At 36.0% G+C, this 20,555-nt stretch carries 24 protein-coding genes and 1 pseudogene; 19 read left to right on the top strand and 6 right to left on the bottom strand.

Features of this window, described 5'->3' with window-relative positions; genetic code table 11:
- The first annotated feature begins 106 nt into the window (after positions 1 to 106).
- The 11 genes and pseudogenes from AC4PID_RS18680 to AC4PID_RS18630 all read left to right on the top strand — a co-directional run bounded on the left by AC4PID_RS18680 (position 107) and on the right by AC4PID_RS18630 (position 7,096).
- Complete coding sequence (locus AC4PID_RS18680) at positions 107 to 538, top strand: RDD family protein (RefSeq protein ID WP_492133507.1); 432 nt, start codon at positions 107 to 109, stop codon at positions 536 to 538.
- Between the two features lie 201 nt (positions 539 to 739).
- Positions 740 to 1,312 carry a hypothetical protein gene (locus AC4PID_RS18675; RefSeq protein ID WP_492133506.1) on the top strand — a complete coding sequence of 191 codons (573 nt, stop codon included), beginning with the start codon at positions 740 to 742 and terminating at the stop codon, positions 1,310 to 1,312.
- 4 nt (positions 1,313 to 1,316) lie between these two features.
- The gene (locus AC4PID_RS18670) at positions 1,317 to 1,580 is read left to right on the top strand and encodes a hypothetical protein (RefSeq protein WP_492133505.1); all 264 of its coding nucleotides are present in this window, start codon (positions 1,317 to 1,319) and stop codon (positions 1,578 to 1,580) included.
- A 168-nt stretch (positions 1,581 to 1,748) separates the two neighbouring features.
- Complete coding sequence (locus AC4PID_RS18665) at positions 1,749 to 2,285, top strand: hypothetical protein (protein WP_492133504.1); 537 nt, start codon at positions 1,749 to 1,751, stop codon at positions 2,283 to 2,285.
- 196 nt (positions 2,286 to 2,481) lie between these two features.
- Complete coding sequence (locus AC4PID_RS18660) at positions 2,482 to 2,742, top strand: hypothetical protein (RefSeq protein WP_492133503.1); 261 nt, start codon at positions 2,482 to 2,484, stop codon at positions 2,740 to 2,742.
- Positions 2,743 to 3,136: 394 nt separating this feature from the next.
- Positions 3,137 to 3,790 (top strand): annotated as a pseudogene (locus AC4PID_RS18655) (HAD hydrolase-like protein).
- A gap of 2 nt (positions 3,791 to 3,792) precedes the next feature.
- Positions 3,793 to 4,767, top strand: coding sequence for a Gfo/Idh/MocA family protein (locus AC4PID_RS18650; RefSeq protein ID WP_492133502.1), 975 nt, complete (start codon positions 3,793 to 3,795; stop codon positions 4,765 to 4,767).
- Positions 4,768 to 4,950: 183 nt separating this feature from the next.
- A complete protein-coding gene (locus tag AC4PID_RS18645) occupies positions 4,951 to 5,313 on the top strand; it encodes a GntR family transcriptional regulator (RefSeq protein WP_492133501.1) in 363 nt (120 codons plus the stop codon).
- Positions 5,310 to 6,011: an ABC transporter ATP-binding protein gene (locus tag AC4PID_RS18640; protein ID WP_492133500.1), complete on the top strand. Its 702-nt coding sequence runs from the start codon at positions 5,310 to 5,312 to the stop codon at positions 6,009 to 6,011. The genes AC4PID_RS18645 and AC4PID_RS18640 overlap by 4 nt, the downstream gene beginning before the upstream one ends.
- Positions 6,004 to 6,777: a hypothetical protein gene (locus tag AC4PID_RS18635; protein ID WP_492133499.1), complete on the top strand. Its 774-nt coding sequence runs from the start codon at positions 6,004 to 6,006 to the stop codon at positions 6,775 to 6,777. The genes AC4PID_RS18640 and AC4PID_RS18635 overlap by 8 nt, the downstream gene beginning before the upstream one ends.
- A gap of 79 nt (positions 6,778 to 6,856) precedes the next feature.
- Positions 6,857 to 7,096, top strand: coding sequence for a TIGR03905 family TSCPD domain-containing protein (locus tag AC4PID_RS18630; protein WP_492133498.1), 240 nt, complete (start codon positions 6,857 to 6,859; stop codon positions 7,094 to 7,096).
- Positions 7,097 to 7,172: 76 nt separating this feature from the next.
- Here AC4PID_RS18630 and AC4PID_RS18625 read toward each other — a convergent pair whose 3' ends face one another.
- Positions 7,173 to 7,418, bottom strand: coding sequence for a hypothetical protein (locus AC4PID_RS18625; RefSeq protein WP_492133497.1), 246 nt, complete (start codon positions 7,416 to 7,418; stop codon positions 7,173 to 7,175).
- An 88-nt stretch (positions 7,419 to 7,506) separates the two neighbouring features.
- Between AC4PID_RS18625 and AC4PID_RS18620 the strand changes: the two genes are divergently transcribed.
- Together AC4PID_RS18620 and AC4PID_RS18615 are read left to right on the top strand one after the other, a co-directional pair.
- Positions 7,507 to 8,361 carry a phosphatase PAP2 family protein gene (locus AC4PID_RS18620; protein ID WP_492133496.1) on the top strand — a complete coding sequence of 285 codons (855 nt, stop codon included), beginning with the start codon at positions 7,507 to 7,509 and terminating at the stop codon, positions 8,359 to 8,361.
- Between the two features lies 1 nt (position 8,362).
- Positions 8,363 to 9,040 (top strand): YkgJ family cysteine cluster protein, encoded by a 678-nt coding sequence (locus tag AC4PID_RS18615; RefSeq protein ID WP_492133495.1) that lies wholly within the window; start codon positions 8,363 to 8,365, stop codon positions 9,038 to 9,040.
- Positions 9,041 to 9,198: 158 nt separating this feature from the next.
- Here the strand turns inward: AC4PID_RS18615 and proC are convergent, their stop codons facing one another.
- The gene (proC, locus tag AC4PID_RS18610; protein ID WP_492133494.1) at positions 9,199 to 10,011 is read right to left on the bottom strand and encodes a pyrroline-5-carboxylate reductase; all 813 of its coding nucleotides are present in this window, start codon (positions 10,009 to 10,011) and stop codon (positions 9,199 to 9,201) included.
- A gap of 112 nt (positions 10,012 to 10,123) precedes the next feature.
- On the opposite strand from proC, the gene AC4PID_RS18605 reads away from it, so the two are divergent.
- Positions 10,124 to 10,573, top strand: a complete 450-nt coding sequence (locus AC4PID_RS18605) for a DUF6557 family protein (RefSeq protein ID WP_492133493.1) — start codon at positions 10,124 to 10,126, stop codon at positions 10,571 to 10,573.
- A gap of 51 nt (positions 10,574 to 10,624) precedes the next feature.
- On the opposite strand, the gene AC4PID_RS18600 is transcribed toward AC4PID_RS18605, so the two are convergent.
- A complete protein-coding gene (locus AC4PID_RS18600) occupies positions 10,625 to 11,563 on the bottom strand; it encodes an LCP family protein (protein WP_492133492.1) in 939 nt (312 codons plus the stop codon).
- Positions 11,564 to 11,808: 245 nt separating this feature from the next.
- Here AC4PID_RS18600 and AC4PID_RS18595 point away from each other — a divergent pair, with 245 nt between their 5' ends.
- Positions 11,809 to 12,684, top strand: a complete 876-nt coding sequence (locus AC4PID_RS18595; protein WP_492133491.1) for a YitT family protein — start codon at positions 11,809 to 11,811, stop codon at positions 12,682 to 12,684.
- A gap of 66 nt (positions 12,685 to 12,750) precedes the next feature.
- Here the strand turns inward: AC4PID_RS18595 and AC4PID_RS18590 are convergent, their stop codons facing one another.
- Together AC4PID_RS18590 and AC4PID_RS18585 are read right to left on the bottom strand one after the other, a co-directional pair.
- Positions 12,751 to 13,059 carry a hypothetical protein gene (locus tag AC4PID_RS18590; protein ID WP_492133490.1) on the bottom strand — a complete coding sequence of 103 codons (309 nt, stop codon included), beginning with the start codon at positions 13,057 to 13,059 and terminating at the stop codon, positions 12,751 to 12,753.
- A 59-nt stretch (positions 13,060 to 13,118) separates the two neighbouring features.
- Positions 13,119 to 14,396 carry a hypothetical protein gene (locus tag AC4PID_RS18585; RefSeq protein WP_492133489.1) on the bottom strand — a complete coding sequence of 426 codons (1,278 nt, stop codon included), beginning with the start codon at positions 14,394 to 14,396 and terminating at the stop codon, positions 13,119 to 13,121.
- A 341-nt stretch (positions 14,397 to 14,737) separates the two neighbouring features.
- Here AC4PID_RS18585 and AC4PID_RS18580 point away from each other — a divergent pair, with 341 nt between their 5' ends.
- From AC4PID_RS18580 to AC4PID_RS18570, 3 genes are read left to right on the top strand one after another with little or no spacing between them, the layout of a single operon-like run.
- On the top strand, positions 14,738 to 15,817 hold the full coding sequence (locus tag AC4PID_RS18580; protein ID WP_492133488.1) for a cysteine desulfurase family protein: 1,080 nt from the start codon (positions 14,738 to 14,740) through the stop codon (positions 15,815 to 15,817).
- A gap of 4 nt (positions 15,818 to 15,821) precedes the next feature.
- Positions 15,822 to 16,916: a tRNA 2-thiouridine(34) synthase MnmA gene (gene mnmA, locus AC4PID_RS18575; RefSeq protein ID WP_492133487.1), complete on the top strand. Its 1,095-nt coding sequence runs from the start codon at positions 15,822 to 15,824 to the stop codon at positions 16,914 to 16,916.
- An 11-nt stretch (positions 16,917 to 16,927) separates the two neighbouring features.
- Entirely contained in the window at positions 16,928 to 17,623 is a 696-nt protein-coding gene (locus AC4PID_RS18570; protein ID WP_492133486.1) for a deoxynucleoside kinase, read from the top strand.
- 58 nt (positions 17,624 to 17,681) lie between these two features.
- Here AC4PID_RS18570 and AC4PID_RS18565 read toward each other — a convergent pair whose 3' ends face one another.
- Complete coding sequence (locus tag AC4PID_RS18565; RefSeq protein WP_492133485.1) at positions 17,682 to 19,310, bottom strand: M23 family metallopeptidase; 1,629 nt, start codon at positions 19,308 to 19,310, stop codon at positions 17,682 to 17,684.
- A 157-nt stretch (positions 19,311 to 19,467) separates the two neighbouring features.
- On the opposite strand from AC4PID_RS18565, the gene AC4PID_RS18560 reads away from it, so the two are divergent.
- Entirely contained in the window at positions 19,468 to 20,490 is a 1,023-nt protein-coding gene (locus AC4PID_RS18560; protein ID WP_492133484.1) for an alpha-hydroxy-acid oxidizing protein, read from the top strand.
- The last annotated feature ends 65 nt before the right edge of the window (positions 20,491 to 20,555 follow it).

Below are 20,555 nucleotides of genomic sequence, written 5' to 3'. Positions count from 1 at the left end.
AAACTAGAGAAATATGGATTCTCAGCAGAAATGCTAGCAAATATGAGCGACTTTGAAGTTCAACCAGTGAAAGTAAGGGACATCGTCAATGAGGAGATCATGAAGTATGAAAGGTAAATTGATTTTTAAGAGAATAATTGCAGTAAGTATCGATATGCTTCTAATTGGATTTTTAGATGTTGCCATTGTATTGTTGACCCTGAAGTTTGGACTAAATAGTGAACTTGGATATAAATATTTGACACTGTCAAATAAAATGAGAAGTTACGCTTTCCTAGTAAACCTAGAGTTATATTTCATAATATCAGAAGGAATTTTTAGTAAGACAATTGGAAAGAAACTAGTGGGACTTAGAGTAGTTAATGTAGCAAATGAAAAACCATCATTGGTGCAAATAATAGTTAGGAACGTCTTTAGGATTACGGATCAAATTCTAGCAATAGGGAGTTTGACAATATTCTTCGACTGTCAAGGCAGGAGACTAGGTGATATAGTTTCAAAAACCATAGTAATTAATAAGAAAGCGATTAGCGGATAGCGTGTATTTAAGGAACGGTTAAGCAAATACTGGCTGCATAACTTTGAATAAACTAATTGCATAAATCTGAATTATAGCGGTGGAAAGATAAAACAAAGTTCTTCCATCGTTTTATTCCGTTTTTGAACCTACAAAACTGACTGCAGAATAATAATTCTGCCATCAGTATATGGAAAATAATGTTACAATACTAACAACAGTTTGTCTACTGAGGGGGAGGGTCAACCTGGTCAGAATAAAGTTGCTGATTATCTAAAAGAACAGATTCGAGACACTAGTCAAACAATAGAGTTGACTGGATTGGGGACATATATGAACCCAGAAAACGATGATGATTTTCTAACGATGAATGTTGGAAAAACAACAGCGACATTGTATGACTTGGGAGCTATAGGTCGTGCAACTGGTCAACAATCCACATTAAAGATCATCGATTTTGAGTTGTTCAACGACTTCATACAAGTTGATGTAGGTGTAGATACTCAATATCTAGTTGCAGAAGGTGGTGCAGGAGCAGAAATTAATAATCTCGGTTTTGAAGCTGCTGGTGGTGGCTATGCTACCTACTTTGAGGGTGGTGTTATTCCTGAGATAAAAATTGGAAAGCTTGGTATCAAAGGTAGAGGCTATGTTTTAGGTGGCGGAGATGGAGCATACCTAAAAGGTGGAATAAATTATAATGATTCAGATGGTAGAAAACATTTGTTCAATGCCGAGGGTGTATTAGAGTACTTTGGTGGATTAAAACTAAATCTTGATTTTTATTGGGAGTGATATTTTGATTAAAAGAATACATCAGAAAATATTTGATCTTATGAAATATAAGCAGTTCATGAAACCTATTGTAATTGGAATGCATATAATGTTAGTAGTGGTTGCATTAGTAAACATCGTTATGATCGGTGAGGAATATAGTTTTGGATTTTACCTCGCTAGCATTGTGGGAATTACCATTGTGGGACATCTAGGGCTAAAACTTTGGGAAATATTTTTTGTTCAGTTACTAAAACTCAAAGGTGAAAAAAAGGAGAACATTAAGTAGCTGCATAAGATAAAAGATGCAAATAGCAAAAATCAGCAGAAGATGCGGTGGAAAGACAAGTTGTAGTCATTCCATCGCTTTCTTCCGTTATGGATAAGTAAAACTCTCTACAGACTCATTATTCGGTCATCAGCACATGGAAAATAATGTTACAATACTAACAACAGTTTGTCTACTGAGGGGAATGTAGAAACTGAAGATGTTGAAGACAATAAGAACGGTGTACTTGGTATAGGTTTATCTGGTTCTGCACATCTTATGGGTGGAGGTACTTCTGGTAAGACAATGTATTTTGATAGGAATGAAAATATCGCAATAATGCAATCTACATCATTGACAGCGACAACAGATTTGGAGCTTTCTGGAGGAATTACTGTAGAGGTAAGCTTTAACGCTAATGATGTAAGACAGATGAACGGTCGGTCTGTTGTCAGTGGTGCAGGTGGTGATTTACCAGGTATCTCACCAGGGGGTAACTATGAATATTCAATATCTGTAGGAACTGGAGAAGTAACATCTCATTCTTTAGGATTAAATATGAATATGGGTATTTCTCCTGCGGAGGTTCATGGTGGAATGTTAGAAAATGAAATGTTAACAAGGTTTAATTATAAGGATTTAGAAGGGGAGCATCACGGAAGTATATTTGGACTAAATTATTTAATAGAGTTTGACTTTAAAAATTGGGAGTTCAGTATTAAATAGAATCGGAGGTGTTGATAGGGAAATGGAGATAAAAAGAAATTTATATAGTACATTTATTGATTCAATGATTCATATTTTCATGACATTAATGATGACGACAGTTCTTGGATTTTTCATGAATATAAATAATGATGAAATATCAGTAATGTCAATTGTTCTACCATTCATTTTAAGTGTTATACTATCGGGAGTTATTATGGCTAAATACTATGATAGATTTCCGGTTGGGTTGACACTTAAGGATGAACAAATTACCTTTCACAAGTTGTTAAGAGAGGATAAGATTCATATTAATGACATAATCAAAATCTCAGAAATAAATGCAATGAGTAAAGTAACAGGCTCTATCTTGTATGTAATCAAATATGAAGGCAATAGTGTTTCGCTCAACAATAAACGATATAAGAATTTGGATGAATTTATTTCGGAAATCAAAGAAAAATTACTTACAAATTAAGTCATATGTTGGCGGGCTACCCAGTGCCTAGCGAAACAACAACATCTATACAGATAGAGGTTACCCCTGCAAGACCTGCATGAAAAATTCTTAAATTTTCATGTGCGTACAAGTAGGACCTTAAAAAGTGTCTTGTAAACTTTTAGGTCAACGGGACTACAAGTTGGATACTATGCCTGGCATTAATATTGTCACAATCGAAAACTGGTGACGCATAAAGGCTACATATCACGCTTTAGCAGTGCGAGTAAGTTGGCAAGACATTCGCGTATTACCACAATGTTCTATCTCTTTTTTTAATTTTATCATATAGTACTAACATTTATAATGGTTCAGTTTTTTTTAAAGCAGGTCAGTGTGTGATATAATATTGAAAAAAATAGAGAGGTGCAAGATGGCCTATAATGTTATATGGGATTTTGATGGAACTTTATTTGATTCATATCCAGTGATGGTGAAGTCCTTCTGTTATACACTTGAGCAATACGGAATCCCGTCAAATGAGCATAGCGTATTCAAAGACATGCGCATTTCTATGGGGACTGCAATAGACGGGATAAAACCACAGCTAGATGAAAAAGGGATTACTACGGAATAGTTTAATCATGCCTATCGAGAAAATAGACTGTCATTAGAGGCGGATACTTTGATACCGTTTGAGGGTGCGCTTGAAATTTGTAGGTGGATCGTTGAAAGGGGTGGAAAGAATTTCGTTTGGACGCACCGAGGAACATCAACGCAGATTTATTTAGAGAAATTTGGCTTTGATGACTTACTGATAGAAAGTATAGACCATTCAATGGGTTATGAACGAAAGCCGAATCCAGAAGCCATATTGAGTTTAGTGAAACGTCATGCGTTGATTCCTGAAACGACCATCATGATAGGCGATCGTGAAATCGACCTTTTAGCTGGGAGAAATGCAAAAGTGAAGACCGCACTATTTATAGGGCATGGTTACGATCGTTTGCATGAGCAGATTCCTAGTGAACATTATGATTGGATATTCAATACGTTTGATGAGATTAAACAGATAGTGGGGTGGTAAAGATGATTAGATGGGGATTTTATGGTATTGGTACAATCGCCAATAAGCTTGCGAATGATTTTAAAGCGGTCCAATCAGGTGAAGTAATTGCTGCTTATGGTCGAAATAATGAAAAGGTAAATGAATTTTGCCATAAGTATGGTATCGCGAAAGCCTATACAGTTGAATCCGCTTTTTTTAATGATAAGGAGATCGATGTCATTTATGTGGCGGTGCCTCATGCGCTTCATGTTGGTGTGGTAAAAAAAGCGCTTGATTCTGGAAAAACTGTGGTTTGCGAAAAGCCATTTGCACTGAATCATCTGACGGCACTTGAGGCAATTGACCACGCAAGGCGTAGTAATCTCTTTTTAATGGAAGGCTTATGGAGCTTGTTTCTACCTGCTTTAAATATAACAAAGGAGAAAATCAAATCAGGTGCAATAGGAAAGGTGCATACTTTGTCGTGTTCATTTGGCTTTAAAAGCCATGCTAGTTCAGACAGTCGACTTATGGATCCTAAGCTGGGCGGAGGTGCACTGCTAGATGTGGGTATTTATACTTTGCTGATGTGCTGGCATTATTTTGGGGAGTTACCTGAGTTAGAAACCGTGGATGGCATTTTAACTGAAACAGGTGTAGATGGACATGTGGTGATTACTGGACATCTACCAAAGAGTGGCGTCAAGGTCAATCTTAAGGCTTCTATTTTAGAGGATCTAGAGAACACTTTAGTACTATTAGGCGATAAGGGTAAATGTGTAATACCAAATTTCTGGGAGGCGACGACGTTTTCACTTAACACTGAAACAACGGATCTATATAATGAACCTACAGAGGGCTTATGGGGTTATCATTATGAGATAGACCATGTCAATCGTTGTATAGGAGAGAAGCGGAATGAATCTGAGATAGCGTCGCACTCGGTTACTTTAAAACTCGCAGAGAAGATGGATGAAATAAGACGTAGGATTGGCGTTGTATATGATGTAGATTAATGAATGTGTTCTGCCTTAAAGCATAGTGACTGTGTTTTATGGGCAGAATTTTTTTTTAAAAAGGGGTTGACAGTCATATTGCATTAGTGTACTATACAGATAGTACACTAACACACTGTTTCAAAAGATATTTTTAATTGTAGTTATGAAAACACTGTGTGCACTTTTACAGGAGGTGACTCAATGGATTTTACAACGGACGTTCCTATTTATATTCAGATTATGGAGCTGATAAAAACCGATATCGTAACTGGAAAGCTTCAGAAGGGGGAAAAAATGATGTCTACTAGAGATTTGGCAATTTCACTTAAAGTGAATCCGAATACGGTGCAACGCGTTTACAGAGAACTTGAGCAAGAAGAGGTTTGCTTTACTAAGAGAGGCATGGGCACTTTTGTTACTGAAGATGAAGCTAAGATAGGTGAACTTAAAGAAAGCTTAGCGGATGAGAAAATTAAGATGTTCATCGAAGCGATGAAATCTTTGAACCTTAATGTTGATGACATTATCAAGAAGATTAAATTCTACGAGGAGGCAAGTCAATGAACTATTTAATTAATTGTATTAATCTTCAAAAGAACTATTTGAAAAAGAGAGCTTTAATCAATATTAACTTAAAATTTCAAGAAGGCAAAATATATGGCTTACTTGGGCCAAATGGTAGTGGTAAGACGACTCTGATGAAAGTAATCGCAGATCTACATAAGCAAACTGGCGGGGAGATTACTATCTGTGATGAGATGCCATCACACAAAACGAAAGCTTTGGTTGCTTATATGCCAACTGAAAACTTTGTATACAGCTGGATGAAGGTTAAAGAAGCGGTTAATTTCTACAGAGATATGTATCTCGATTTCGATATGAAGAAGGCTTTAGAGCTTTTAGAGTTTATGGATATTGATCTAAATCAGAAGGTTGGCAGTCTTTCAACTGGACAGAGAGCGAGACTTAAAATCACATTGACCATCTCTAGAAAGGTTAAAATTTACATGCTCGATGAACCACTTAATGGACTTGACCCAATTTCTAGAGCTAAAATCAAAGAGTGTATCATCGATCAGTTCGATGAAGGCAGTACAATGGTTATTTCAACGCATTTAGTGGATGAAATAGAACAAATATTAGACGAGGTCATATTCCTAGATAAAGGTGAGGTTGTCCTTCAAGGGGAAACTGAAGAGATGAGAATGAAGAGAGGGCAATCTTTAGAGGAAATATATAGGGAGGTATACAAACATGCTTAAGCTTATCAAATTTGAGTTTTTAAGAAAGCGAATGACTTTCTTATTAGCAGGCGCTTTAATCGTATTAGGACAAATTTATGCACTCTACAAGTTTTTTAGTATAGATGAAGTGATTCGAGATAATTTCAGCGAAGAAATCTTTGGTATTTTCATTGGTATATTAGCGGTTGGATTGAGTTTGCTTTATCTCATCGATTTGATTTTTCTTTTTAGAAATGATTTGTTTAAACAAGAGGGTTATATGCTATTTATGACGCCAAATAGTGGCTATAAATTACTTGGCGGAAAATTGATTTTTGCATTGATAGAAGGGGTTGTAATTGCTGGCCTATACCTTGGTATCCTGTTTATGAATTTAAAATTAATGGATATCGCAACTTTTAATTTATCGATATTAGACTTAAGTACTTCTGAAATTTTTATTATTGCTAAAATCCTTTTATTAATGGTGTTCATGATCATTGAATTTGCACTTACGATCTATTTATCATTTGCATTATTTAAAAGCTTATTTAGTAACAATAGATTCAAAGGGCTTATTACATTTGGTATTTTTATTGTGATTAATATCCTTAAAGGAAAGGTTGCAGATCTGGCGTCCACTTTAATGAACAAAACATTTGATACGATTCATTTATCAGCTGACTATTTAAACTTTATGGGAGTTGATACGACACTTAATATCGCAATCGTTGCAACCTTAATTTCATCCGTAATTATGTATATGGGAACTGGATATTTACTAGAAAAGAGAATTAATCTTTAAGTATTGTTAAAAAAACTTGTTTTATCCTCGAAAAGCTTTATAATTGATTTTGACGTAAAAGTAAGCTTTGGAGGGGTATATGGTAAGAGTTAAAACATCTGGCGTATGTGCAAGTGAAATCGTGTTTGAAATAGAGGCAGGCAAAATCACACAACTAGAATTCATAGGTGGTTGTCCTGGTAATGCGATCGGCCTAAGTAACATGATTATTGGCGAATCAGTTGAAACGGTTATTTCTAAACTGAAAGACGTTAAATGTGGCGGAAAGAACACTTCTTGTCCATCACAGCTTGCAACTGCTTTAAGCAAACACATATAATTGATCTTAGAGTCAAATAATAAAGGTGCTAATGTATCTCATTGGAGATAACTTTAGCACCTTTCGTTGTTTAACCTTAATCTTGCTTCTTTTTTTTTCGATCAAATAATGATACGATAAATGAGATTATTAAAAGGACAATTGAGGTCATATAAAGCTCTGACCGATTGTCAATTGGGCAAACACCAGGTGGCAATTGATTTCTCAAGTATTGTGTGCTGATCAGTGTGTAAAGACTAATTAGTATCGCAACTGCGAATAATAGATCACTTGCTTTTTTATATAAACTCGCAGTCTTATAATATTCTATTGGATTTTTCATATTATGACTCCTTTTTAGTAAAGCTACTTCTGTATAGGATATCATGATACGACGCCTAAAACCATAACTTAATCACAAAGGAGTTAAAATGGAGACTTCAATTATAAATTGGTTTCAAAGCATACAAACCCCACTTTTAGATCAGTTATTTATCTTGATTACTTTATTAGGAGAAGAGTATTTTTATATTCTCGTCTTAGGGATCACATATTGGTGTGTTAGTAAAAAGCATACCGTGTTTATCGTTTACTGTTTAACCTTTTCAAGTGTGATTAACAGTGCATTAAAAGAGATGTTTAATGAACTAAGACCTTTTCAAGTGCTTGATATACGTGCGCTGAGGATTGAAACCGCTACTGGAACATCGTTTCCAAGTGGGCATACTCAGACCGTAACTGCATTTTATGTGGCGGTTGCAAGCCTATTTAAGAAGAAATGGCTTTGGGGAGTTGGGATTATCATCCCATTTTTAGTCGGTGTTTCTAGAGTTTACTTAGGGGTTCACTGGCCTAAGGATGTGCTTGGTGGTTGGATCATTGGGATTATATCTGTTTTAATCGTTACATGGATTCTAAAAAATGACAATAAAAAGAAAGTTCAGCTATTAACGCTTTTTCTAGTAGTAGTATCTGTTGTGAGCCTTGTTTTCTTTACATCTGAAAATTATGTTAAAGCAGTTGCCGCATTTTCAGCTTTTATTATCGGTCAGATGATGGAAGAAAAATGGGTTGGCTTTAGTACGAAAACCACTCATATCAAACAATTATTAAAAGTCATCTTAGGAATGAGTATAACTGCTAGTGTTTTCATTGGGTTAAAGGTTATTTTACCAGATGAAAACTTATTTATTGGAATCCGATATTTCTTAACTGTGTTTAGTGTTGCTTTTGTAGCACCGTATATTTTTACAAAGATTGGTTTATCTGATCGAATAGAGGCGTAATATGAAGTTAGAAGAAGCAAATAAGTTAAAACCATATTTTGAACAATTAAATAGTGTCTATAAAGAGATACCAAATGGCACCTGTAAAGGCTGTGCGAACTGTTGTACTGAATCGGTAAACCTAACCAACGTTGAGTTTGCTAATGTTATCATAAATGGATTGTTGCAACTGACAGAAGCGAACTATAATGCAACTGTAAATAGAATTTTCAAGTTTTATTTATCTGAGCTAGGGACGACCAATTACTGTCCTTTCCTAGGTGATGATAAACGTTGTTTGATTTATGATGCACGTCCTTTACCATGCCGTTTGTTTGGAACGCCGGATCGTGCGACCTATGATGCCAATATAAAGCAAATTAAAATTCAAAATTTAAAGTATGCAAAGTCATTGGCAGTAAACGAGGGTGTATTGCTAGATCTCGATAGAGTAAATCGTACGATTCCATTTTGTGAATCTTATCAACCGGATGCAACACTTGATGCTGAAGCAATACAAATGCTGTACGATCGCTTAATTAATTTAGATGGTAAAGCGTATTTTGAAGGTGCTTCAAGTGAATTTGCAATTAATGGTGATCTGGTCGGTTGGACGATAGATTATTTATTATCCACCTTAGGGCTAGATGGAATTGATAGAGAATGGTTTTACGACATTAAAGTTAAATTGGCTAAGTAAATAGTCAAAGTGAATCGGCAACAAAATAGAAATTATATAATTAATAAGAATTAAATAAGCCATATATGATTTCTCTCATATATGGCTTTTATTAAGTGACTATCTCACTTGAGGTAGAATCTGTGGGTTCGATGCCTGAAGATTTATACTTTGTGGAATTAAAGCTTACCAGCTTCCATTTCTCTGGATTTTTCTGCGGCAGCATGAATCGCACTGATGATACTCGATCTGAAACCAGTTGCTTCAAGAACCGATATTGCTGCGATGGTATTGCCACCTGGAGAAGTAACTTGATCTTTTAAAGCGCCAGGATGTAAGCCGCTTTCAAGCACCATCGTTGCCGCACCGATTAAGCTTTGTGCCGCCATCAAATAAGCTTTATCCCGTGGCATACCTTCAAGTACTGCGCCATCTGCCATAGCTTCAATCATCATAAAAACATATGCAGGAGAAGAACCGTGAACCGCTATTGCAGCGTGCATTAATTTCTCTGAAATCCATGCAACTTCACCAACTGCTTTAAAGAGCTCAGTAACGGACTCTCTAGAGCTTTCAGATTCAGATAGCGTTGTAGTTAATGACGTCATTCCTTTGCCAACTGCTGCAGGTGTGTTAGGCATAGCACGATAGATTTTTTGCTCAGGCAATAGTGCTTTTAATTGATCTAGTGTTATACCAGAGGCGATAGACACGATTACCTGTCCAGGTCTGAAGTCATTTTTTAGCTCAGTTAAGAGTTCATTAACCATATAAGGTTTTACCGCGATTACCACTATGTCGCTACTTTTTATTACTTGATGGCTATCCAATGAAGCCTTTATTCCAAATTGTTTTGTCAATCGATCCACTGACTTTTTTGTTGCGACACTTGTATAAATATTTTCTGGTTGATAAAGTTCATTGTTGATTATGCCACCGATCAGTGCCGATGCCATATTGCCTCCACCTAGAAAACCAATAGTTTTAGTCATAATTCCTCCTGAAATTGAATTCATGTCATCATTTTAACATAATTTCAATTGAAATAATAAGGTAAATACTATAATATATTTGAATGAATAACAAAATTGCGAGGATGAAGATATGACGCTGAAAAAAATGTTAGCAACGACTACCAAAGAGGCAGTTATCACTGAGCTGCTTTTATCATACCCAGAGTGCTTGGCTGACAAGTATGCATACGAACAGGTATTAAACTTCATAGAAAACACACCTGAAGTCCCTTTTACAGATTTTATCATTACAATATCTTTAATAGATCCATCTGAAGATGAGGATTTTGAAGAGGATATTGATGAAGAAGCTTATTTAAGCATTGCTGGTTATTCTGAAAAGGAAGATATTCATTTTGCACTTGGTTTTTCCAGATGGGAAGAATGGGCAAATGCCACTATGGTAATGGAAGAAAACTTAGACATTAAGCTTGAAGAGCTAATTGCAATGTGTCTTTACGAAATGACTTTTTATGGATTTGATCAAGATGAGATTGCAGCGGAGTTAACACAACTTGAGCAAGGGATTATGATGCATTAATGAAAAAGAGATGTTACATATCTGAATTAGGATATGCAACATCTCTTATTTTTATTCTTCCGTGGATTCTGTTTCAATTTGTGTTTGACCACTATTGATGAGATCCATCAATGCTTTTGTACCATCAGGATCATAATAGAAGTAACTTAGTCCATCTTTTCCAGTACCAGTACCATTTGAAGGAATCGTCTGTAGGATAATGTCATCCATATTTGTTCCAATCATTGACGTTGCGATGAGGAGTGCTTTGCTCATTGGCATATCTGTATCAACATAGGATAAACTTCTGAGAGCGATATAAGGTAGTTTAATCTGTATGGCAGACTTGGCAGCTGATTTCAAGAAATCCTGTTGTCTCTCCATTCTTTTAATATCCCCACCACTGTGTGAACCATCATTATTTTTTCTAAATCTCAAGTAAGCCATCGCTTGATCGCCATCGATGACTTGAACACCAGGCTGAAAATCTATATGGAGAGGTGGGTCAGAATATGGATCGTCGTATTTCATTCTGAAAGGGACATCGACCTCGACGCCACCGATAAGATCAACGATTTCTTTAACTGCATCATATCGAACCGTTACATAGTAATCAATATCAGTTCCAAGTATCTTAGATACTGCATTTTTAACGCCTTCAGCGCCACCAATTTCTTTAAAGCCATAAATCGCATTCAATTTAGCTTGACCGGCACCATTTTTACCCTCAGTTGGAAAATAAGTATCTCTTGGAATAGAGATAGCATCAACCTTGTTTCGGTCAGGATCTATCGACATAAAAATCATGGTATCAGTACGTGTACCTTCAACTCCCATGACAAGGATGTTGATTCGATCTTTTGTCATCATAGCCACACCAACAAAGGCAACGATACCGATTAGACAAATGATCATTATAAATTTCCAAAAACCTTTTAACTTTGACTGTTGTAATGGAATGTCATTCTCTAGAGTGTCATTTTCTTGAACTGTTTTGTTTTCTGTACGCATTATTTTCTACCTTTCAACGGGACGTTTAATAACTGTCTTCCTCTGTCATTATAAGACGCAGAAGAGACATGTCAAGTGAAATTCACGTAATTAATAAGAGTGTAAATCGAATGATACGAAAGTTTAATAAAAATCGTGAATCTGTGAACGTTACACCACTTGTTTTCCAAATTAAGTGTGCTATAATAATCGTTGTTATTAAAGTAAATACAAGGCTTCAGCCTTAAGAATATAAGAGGGTAGAAATGAAAAAGGATAAAAAAATTAAAGTAACAGATTTATTTTACGTTATATTAGGTTCAATTATATTAGCGATAGCAATCACTTCTATACTAAAACCTAACGGTATGATTACAGGTGGTATAACAGGATTTTCGCTGGTGCTTGAGAGAGTTTTTAATATAGATTATAGAATTATGTATTATGCGCTCTCCTTAGGCGTACTCGTTCTTACACGAGTGACACTCGGTAAACGAGAAGCGGGTAAAATCGTTGTATTTTCAGTATTGTTTCCAGTTGTATTAATTGTCTTTAGTCAGTTTAATTTTGACATCACTCAAAATGACTTGTTTTTAGGTTCTGTATTTTATGGGGTTTTAGCTGGTGGGGCTGTAGGTTTGATTCTGAAAGGTGGATTTTCATCTGGTGGAACAGATACAATTGCCAAAATCATCAATATTAAAATGTTTAGATTTATGAGTATTTCTTTGATTATAGCCTTTTTAGATATGGGCATTATCTTTTTAGCGGCTTTTGTGTTTGACTCAAGAGTTGCACTTTATGGTTTGTTAACTCAAGTTGTTGCTATGAAAGCCATTGAGGTTGTTTTATACGGATTTTCGTCTAAAGTTGTCAAGCTAGAAATTATAAGTGAAAAAGAGCAAGAAATAGAAAATTATATTCTTAGAACGATGAAACGCGGTATTTCAAAATATCAAATCGTTGGTGGATATACGAATCTTGAGAGAGTCAAACTCATCACTTTATGTTCACCGCGTGAATCTATTTTAATTCGGGATTTTATTTCAATTAATGATCCAAAGGCGTTTGTCTCTGTTCTTCCAGTTAATGCTGTATGGGGAGAGGGCATAGGATTTGATAGTTTATATCAAGAGGATTAGAAATATAAAAGGTTGCAAGTATAACTTGCAACCTTTTTTTAGATTCAATATGCGTCTATAAGATGACTACATCCTATCCGAAACAAACTCTTCTTTGAGTCTGTCAAAATTGTCTGGGAATTTAAATTCCATTTCACAAGACTTATGATCCATCTCTCTTGTAAAAGTGACGTAAATCGAATGATTTCTTTCCTCTCTTTCAGAAAATCGATAGCCATCGTTATGCAGTTTAACGATTTGTTGTCTAGCATTTTCTAACTCATGATCATGTTCTTTTCTTTCGTGAAGGTAGTGGGTTCGAGAACTACTTTTAATAGTACTGCGGGCTTTGTCATGCACGACGTTTCTCTTAGAATTCGTTCCCCTATAAGGCATAAATATCACACTCCTTTTAATTCAAACGCGTGTCGATATAATACCCCATAATATTAAAATTATTCAGTGGATTCGAGTTTTCCTAGTTCAGATAAATGAATATAGATTAAACGAACTCCGTTGGACCAATTGGTATCTTCAGCATAAGTTAGATTTAGCCATTCAAATGGTTGTACTTGTTTTGATGCTTTAGACAAGCGATTGATAATTGTATTAATAGCGATTTGGGTACTGTCCTCAAGTGAGGTGTTATACTCGGTCCAACTATGAAAAACGTTAAATGGATTGTTGATAATCGCCATTTTTGCATCGTGTGAAGTTGGGATGAAGGATTGCTCTTGACCGATAATTGCAAGAAGTAGTAGGGGGTCAATGTTATTTTGATAGGCCTTTCGCATGATGGTGTTAAAATACTCAGGCTCACCGATTAACCCGTTTCTTGAGTTTTGGATATAGCTTTTAACTTCAAATATGTTAATTCTTTGGTACTGAAATAACTGACGTTGTGTTATCAGTCCAAAGGGAAGTGCTGTTCTTGAAACACTTAATTCTAAAAGTTTGCGTTTTTGACTGCTATCCGTTTGGATTTTACTGACGCCGTCATATTCGCTAATCAGATAAACTTCTCCTAAAGAGGAAATGCCATGATAAATTAGGTAATCCATTTGACCAGTAATCTGAATCTGTGTTTCGAGCTCTTGTGGTCTATTGAGGAATAAGGCAATTATCGTACCCGATACAGTGAAAAGAAGGATAATAAATAAAAGGGCTATGTGTTTTGCAATAAAGCGGTTTAATGTTTCGTAATTAAACTTGTATTTGATATTCTCCTTAATATTTTCATGCCATTTCAGCTCCAACTCTGAATAATTCGTATTCATAGTCTTTTCGAGAGGTGACGCATAACTATTTTCAAAGCGGTCAGTTGACTCTTCGTCAGATGTAAAATGATAATGATCAATAAGGTAATCTGCAATTGCCCATCTTGGAACGGGAATTTTTACAGATTCATGCAGCCAACTTTCCGCCAAATCGATGCGTTTAGATGCATCGATATCAAGCTGTAAAATTGATTCAAAAATATCATGTCTGGAAATATCATAAATATGATTCGCCAAAGTGTTTGAGAGAATCTTGATTTTAATAAGTTCTCGACTTGTTTCATCTACACCTTCTAGGTGTTTTTCAAGTAATGTATGCACTGCCAAAGAGAGTATTTCTGCACGCTCTTTTGTATCCAGTTGTGCGTATTTATTTTGAATATTAGACTTGATTCTTACTAAGTCTTGAAAGGACAATATAATATATGCTTTTAACGTCAAAATGAGTTCGTTCATGCATTCTCCAGATATAAATACGACTTATATTTATTCTATAGTAACATAATCTAAAAAAGAAAAAAATTTTTTTTAAAAAAGTATTTACAGATATAAAAAAGCATGGTATATTAAGTACATGAAATTGATAATCATTATCAATAAAAACTCCTTATACTCGTAACACCTTAACTTCTTATTACCCTTAAAAGTAGTAGGTACCCCAAAACGTAAACTTTATTGAATACCTCTAAAGAAATGGATGCATCGCCAGCATCCATTTTTTCTGTCTAAAAATAGGGGTTTATGTTATAATAGAAATTGTATTTTAAGGCTGTAATTTTTAAAGGAAAGAGAAACAAATGAAACGGATATATTTGGATTATGCAGCGACGACTCCTGTCAAAAGTGAAGTCGTCGAAGCGATGCTACCTTATTTTAATGAGGTACCGGAGCGAACGCAAATAGAACAAACTGAATCACATTTTCTAAAAGTCTTGAACGCGCCTAAAGGACGTGTTTTTTTTAATGGCGGTGGAACGACTTCCGACTGCGACTTTATCATGCAGGCCGCTTATTATCAAAGATCAAGAGGCGTGAGCAATAAAATAATTTCTTCCACAATTGAGCATGCTGCAGTTTATAAAACTTTAGAGCGTTTGGCATCAGAAGGGTTTGAAGTGCATCTTGTACCAGTGTTAAGCAATGGCATTATAGATTTGGAAGCATTTGATGCGATTTATACCCCAGATACTGCGTTAGTTAGTATCATGATGATCAATAATGAAATTGGAACCCGACAACCCATAGAGCAGATCGCAGAGAAATTAAGTGGTAAACAGACTATATTTCATGTAGATGCGGTTCAGGCGTTAGGGAGTACAGAGATCGATCTCAATCTACTTGGCGTGGATGCAGCTTCTTTTTCAGCTCATAAGATTTATGCGCCAAAGGGAATTGGTGCATTATATGTTAAGGAAGCAGACTGGTATGATGATTTACTTAGCTCAGGATGCGTTAATTTACCGTATCTAAAAGGATTTGAGAAAGCACTTGAGCTTTCAACAGTTAATTTAAGTGCGAGTAGGGCTCACAGAAAAGCATTAAAAGAAAAATTAATCGATGGACTTGAAGCTTTGGATTTAGGCTTAAAAGTGTTGGGCGAGCCAAGATTAGATTGTTCTCATCCAGGCATTGTAAATGTTTACTTTCCAATGATGGATGGCGATAGCTTGGTTATTAATTACGATTTTAAAGGTATAGCGATTTCAAGTGGTTCTGCATGTAGCTCTGGCGCATTAAATGCATCACATGTTGTTAAAGCGATAGGATTAAGTGAAAATGATGCAAAAAAGTGCATTCGGTTTTCAATTGGTGATCTGACCACAGAATCAGACATCGATTATGTAATTGAACAAACACAGGCAATGTTGAAAGGATAGATAAATGTTAAATAAAAATAGAGTCGTTGTTGGTATGAGTGGTGGTGTAGATAGTACGGTTGCAGCTTATCAACTCAAACAAATGGGCTATGAAGTAATTGGCGTAAATATGAGACTATGGCAGGATGATTTTTTGGAAGATGCACATCTTTTAAATGATGGTGGCTGTTGTAGTTTGTCATCTGTAGAAGACGCAAGACGTGTATGTGAGCAGATTGGCATACCTTTTTATGCATTAGATTTTAAAGGGGTATTTAAAGAAACCGTTGTCGATTATTTTATCGATGCATATCAAAATGGTGAAACCCCAAATCCGTGTATCGCTTGTAATAAGTACGTGAAGTTTGAAGCGCTTTTAGAAAAGGCACATCAATTAGGCGCGTATTATGTGGCGACAGGTCATTATGCTAAGATCAGTTATGATGAAAGCCTTGATCGATATATCGTAGAAAAAGCAAGCGCGGTTGCAAAAGATCAAACCTATGCACTCTACAACCTTACGCAAGAGCAGTTAAAACATATTCTTATGCCACTATCTGAGTTTAACTCAAAAGAAGACGTTAGAGCCATCGCAGCGCAGTTTGATGTTCAAATGTCTAGAAAATCAGACAGTCAAGAAATCTGTTTTGTACCAGATCAAGACTATGTTGGTTTTCTTAAGAGAAATGGCGATTTTGATATCGTTCCAGGTGATTTTGTCGATACTGAGGGGAACTCACTTGGCAAACATCAAGGAATTGTCAATTATACGGTGGGTCAGAGAAAAGGACTTGGTTTAACCTTTGGTAAGCCGATGTATGTTGTAGACATCGATCCTGATTTTAACAAAGTAGTTTTAGGCGAAGGGGATGCAGTATTTAAAGCGACACTCTGGGCTAAAGATATTAATTTTATCCCATTTGAGGATATAGATGCACCTTTCAAATGTGAAGCAAAGATCAGATACAGTGCAAAGCCAGCATCATGTACAATTACGAGACATGGTGAGCTTGTAGAAGTCGTTTTTGATGAGCCACAAAGAGCAGTCACACCTGGTCAAGCAGTTGTCTTCTATAATGGTGAATTATTAATAGGTGGCGGAACAATCATAAGAAAATAGTAGGAGAGACAATGGCAATAGCATATACCTGTACAGACGTTGAAAATTATTATGATAAAGGAGCAAGTAGAAACATGGCTATAGTAATAGATGGCATAATAGGTGCTGGTAAAAGTACAGTTGGAACTTTTTTAAGTGAGTGTTTGAACATCCCATTATATGAGGAGTTAAAGGATGATGGGAAGGATTCACTGGCACAAAGAATGCTAGATCTCTTCTATGCTGATCAGACGAGATGGAGTGCTATTATACAAGTTATGTTTTTAAATGATCGTTTTAAAGATTTGAAGAGAATTGAAAGTGAAGGCAATTACGCGATTCTGGATCGTTCTATTTATGGTGATGAGATTTTTGCCAAGACGATTCACGAAAGAGGGCAAATGACCAAAGATGAGTTTACCATCTATAGAGATTTGCTTCACAATATGCTTGCGCATATCAAACCGCCTCAAGTTTTAGTATACATCGATGTTTCAGTGGATACGGCCATGGAACGCATCAACAGAAGAGCAAGATCAACTGAAGGGGATCTAATTCCAAGAGACTATATGGAAGATTTAAGACGCAATTATGAGCTTTGGTTTGAAAATTTTAACCTTTGTCCAAAGGTGAGATTTGATTTAAATGATTCTGCAATAGATGAGAATGGTAATGTTAAGGAAGAAGTGAAAAATCAAATTCTAGAAGCGATAAAACCATATGTTTAAAATAAAAAGGATCAATTACTTTCTCTTAATGAGAAGTGTAATTGATCCTTTTTTTATTTTATTTCATAATCGTTGTATAGTTTTCTTTTGTAAGAGGTTCACCATATAAGAAGTAACCAGGCTCTAAATCAGTTCTATAGAAGGACATAGAAAAGTGTAAATGTGGTCCAGTAGAAAAGCCAGTTGAGCCAACTTGACCAACAACTTGACTTCTTTCAACGATATCACCTTGATTAACAGAAAGAGAATCCAAATGCTCGTATATACTGAACAAGCCTTCGCCGTGATCTATGATTACTGTGTTGCCTGTTAAAATCAAAAGCTGTGCGAGTACAACCTTGCCAGTATTGGTAGCGACGACATCACTACCTCTTGGTGCACCAATATCTATACCGCCGTGACGATACGTCGTAGGAGAACCATTGACGTTTCTAGTTTCACCAAACTCAGTATTTAATCTTCCATTGACTGGCAGCACAAAGGATTCTGAGTAGTATCTTTCTGGAGCACTATTATCTCTAGAAGGATTAAATACATTACGGTATTCAGCATAAGCTTCATCATTTCGTGTACTTGATTCAACATTTGTATCAACCGTCAAATTTTGAACTTTAAAATCTCGACCAACGACTTCGATATCAACAGCGACAATATCGCCTGATTCTGTATCAGTGAAGGTTAAAGTATAGTTCATCAAGTTTGTGTAGTAGTTTGTTGGAAAGTAACCTCTATAGGTATGACCAGTTTTAAACCAAGTGAAGTTTTCCATTAAATTTTGATTCACTTGTATCTTCTCGATATCATTAACATGATATGCCGTAACAACTAATAAATCACCTTGCTTGACGATTTCCTTAGAAACTGTAAATACGTCAGGAAGATCGATGTTAACAATAAAAGAAAGTGCCGTATCACCACTAAATCCTTGAGCTGAATTTTCCCAACCCAGCTTTAATTCATACTTAAACTCACCATCGTATTCTGGGAAAGGAAGCTGTCTCACATTGACGATGCCTTCAAAAGCCAAGCTGTTATCTGTCGTATCTAAGATACGAAGTTGTGCTTCTGTAGGTAGTTTCGGCAAATTGACTCCAAGTAGATCATCACTAGATGTGATGGTTGGTATATCAGCGCCTTCAACTTGAACGCTTTTTTCATCTACAGAATAGGTATACCATTCGTCATTCAGTTTTTTATATTTCCAATTGATTTTATTTTGATCAAAAGAAAGTTCAGACTGATTGAGAGTCAAAGATAATTCTGGTGGCAATTGTGCCGTATAAAGCGCGTCAAATCCTTCATAGCCATAGAAAAAGGCGGGATCAGTTACGCGATAAACGGTCTTACTATTATCTATGGTTATGAAGACTTCATCTGATTCATCAAAATAAACATGATAAGTTCTCGCTAAATTCCAGCTGTTCAATAAGATCATTTGAAACTTCATTCTAATATCGAGATCGGTGGTTAGGAGCTCAGTTTCATCGAGACTTGTAATGCTGTTAAAGAGTAAAGTTGTGCTCTTTGTATCGGGTTCATAGACGCTTGGTGTATCAAAATTACCAGTACGAATATCAACAGATTTTAGGTTAGAAGATTCGAATACATTGATTTTATAAATGTAAAACGCACCAAGGCAAACGATTAAAATAAGTGCGATAGATAATACAATTCTGCTTTTTTTCATGAGTAACTCCATAATAGTATTTTGTATGCTTTTAGCTAAACCTATTTTACCTTGAACTGCGTGATTCGTCCACTAGATTATAGAAGTTTAACAAGGTTGCCATAGATGGCAGATTTGCTTATAATGTAGTAAGAATAAAGAAATAGAGGGGTATGCAATGACTTATCAAGAAATCGTAAAAAAAGCGAAGGAAACGATTGGACCACATTGTAAGGTTTGTCCAAACTGCAACGGTATAGTATGTAAAGGTGTCATTCCTGGACCGGGAGGTAAAGGTAGTGGTATCGGTTTTATTAGAAATTATAATGCATTTAGAAAATATGGCGTTGAAATGGATACGCTTCATGGCGTAACTAAGCCTACGACAGAGTGTTCTTTTTTTGGTAAAACCTTCAAGCTACCTGTATTTGCAGCACCTGTTGGTGCCGTTCAAATGCACTATAGTGATTTGTATGATGATCTAAGTTATTCGACAGCACTTATAGAGGGTTGCAAACAAGCCGGTACGATTGCATTCACAGGAGATGGCGTAAAATCTGAGGTTTTTGAGGGGACTGCTGTTGCTATAAAAGCGCAAGATGGATTTGGTATCCCAACGATCAAACCGTGGCGAAAAGATGAAGTGATTGAAAAAATCAGAATTGCTGAAGCTGCAAATGCAGTTGCCATTGCAATGGATGTTGATGCAGCAGGGTTGTCAATCCTAGGTGCTCAAGGCAAGCCGGTATTTCCTATGACTTCAGAAACCCTTAAAGCGATTGTGGATGCGACAGATAAACCTTTTATTGTTAAAGGTATTATGACTGTGAAGGGGGCTCTTGCAGCGCTAGATGCTGGTGCTTACGGCATTATCGTTTCCAATCATGGCGGTCGTGTACTCGACGAGACACCTGCAAGTCTAGATGTTTTACCTGAAATTGCAAACGCAGTAAAAGGGAAAATGAAAATCTTTATAGACGGTGGTGTTCGTTCAGGCACGGACGTATTTAAAGCGATCGCTTTAGGTGCGGATGCGGTTTTAATAGCGAGACCATTTGTAACAGCAGTTTATGGCGGCGATCGTGAAGGGGTTAAGACTTATGTAGATCTTTTACAGTCTGAGCTTGAAAACGTTATGTTAATGACGGGCTGTGCAACGCTGAGTGATATCGATAAAAGTAAAATAAGAGCGTTAAAATAGATGAAATAATACTTTTTTAATAATTCTTTTAGAAAAATAGAAGGTTGGGTTGTTATGCTCTGATT

The organism is Fusibacter sp. QWL-12 (assembly GCF_058683495.1).
The sequence above is the reverse complement of the archived record's forward strand: the minus strand, read 5'-3'. Positions and strand labels throughout refer to the sequence as shown.

Excerpts from the sequence above, each read along its gene's own strand:
- AC4PID_RS18680 (WP_492133507.1), top strand. The coding sequence starts at position 107 with ATGAAAGGTAAATTGATTTTTAAGAGAATAATTGCAGTAAGTATCGAT.
- AC4PID_RS18660 (WP_492133503.1), top strand. The coding sequence starts at position 2,482 with ATGGCTAAATACTATGATAGATTTCCGGTTGGGTTGACACTTAAGGAT.
- AC4PID_RS18650 (WP_492133502.1), top strand. The coding sequence starts at position 3,793 with ATGATTAGATGGGGATTTTATGGTATTGGTACAATCGCCAATAAGCTT.
- AC4PID_RS18645 (WP_492133501.1), top strand. The coding sequence starts at position 4,951 with ATGGATTTTACAACGGACGTTCCTATTTATATTCAGATTATGGAGCTG.
- AC4PID_RS18640 (WP_492133500.1), top strand. The coding sequence starts at position 5,310 with ATGAACTATTTAATTAATTGTATTAATCTTCAAAAGAACTATTTGAAA.
- AC4PID_RS18635 (WP_492133499.1), top strand. The coding sequence starts at position 6,004 with ATGCTTAAGCTTATCAAATTTGAGTTTTTAAGAAAGCGAATGACTTTC.
- AC4PID_RS18630 (WP_492133498.1), top strand. The coding sequence starts at position 6,857 with ATGGTAAGAGTTAAAACATCTGGCGTATGTGCAAGTGAAATCGTGTTT.
- AC4PID_RS18625 (WP_492133497.1), bottom strand. The coding sequence starts at position 7,418 with ATGAAAAATCCAATAGAATATTATAAGACTGCGAGTTTATATAAAAAA.
- AC4PID_RS18620 (WP_492133496.1), top strand. The coding sequence starts at position 7,507 with ATGGAGACTTCAATTATAAATTGGTTTCAAAGCATACAAACCCCACTT.
- AC4PID_RS18615 (WP_492133495.1), top strand. The coding sequence starts at position 8,363 with ATGAAGTTAGAAGAAGCAAATAAGTTAAAACCATATTTTGAACAATTA.
- proC (WP_492133494.1), bottom strand. The coding sequence starts at position 10,011 with ATGACTAAAACTATTGGTTTTCTAGGTGGAGGCAATATGGCATCGGCA.
- AC4PID_RS18605 (WP_492133493.1), top strand. The coding sequence starts at position 10,124 with ATGACGCTGAAAAAAATGTTAGCAACGACTACCAAAGAGGCAGTTATC.
- AC4PID_RS18600 (WP_492133492.1), bottom strand. The coding sequence starts at position 11,563 with ATGCGTACAGAAAACAAAACAGTTCAAGAAAATGACACTCTAGAGAAT.
- AC4PID_RS18595 (WP_492133491.1), top strand. The coding sequence starts at position 11,809 with ATGAAAAAGGATAAAAAAATTAAAGTAACAGATTTATTTTACGTTATA.
- AC4PID_RS18590 (WP_492133490.1), bottom strand. The coding sequence starts at position 13,059 with ATGCCTTATAGGGGAACGAATTCTAAGAGAAACGTCGTGCATGACAAA.
- AC4PID_RS18585 (WP_492133489.1), bottom strand. The coding sequence starts at position 14,396 with ATGAACGAACTCATTTTGACGTTAAAAGCATATATTATATTGTCCTTT.
- AC4PID_RS18580 (WP_492133488.1), top strand. The coding sequence starts at position 14,738 with ATGAAACGGATATATTTGGATTATGCAGCGACGACTCCTGTCAAAAGT.
- mnmA (WP_492133487.1), top strand. The coding sequence starts at position 15,822 with ATGTTAAATAAAAATAGAGTCGTTGTTGGTATGAGTGGTGGTGTAGAT.
- AC4PID_RS18570 (WP_492133486.1), top strand. The coding sequence starts at position 16,928 with ATGGCAATAGCATATACCTGTACAGACGTTGAAAATTATTATGATAAA.
- AC4PID_RS18565 (WP_492133485.1), bottom strand. The coding sequence starts at position 19,310 with ATGAAAAAAAGCAGAATTGTATTATCTATCGCACTTATTTTAATCGTT.
- AC4PID_RS18560 (WP_492133484.1), top strand. The coding sequence starts at position 19,468 with ATGACTTATCAAGAAATCGTAAAAAAAGCGAAGGAAACGATTGGACCA.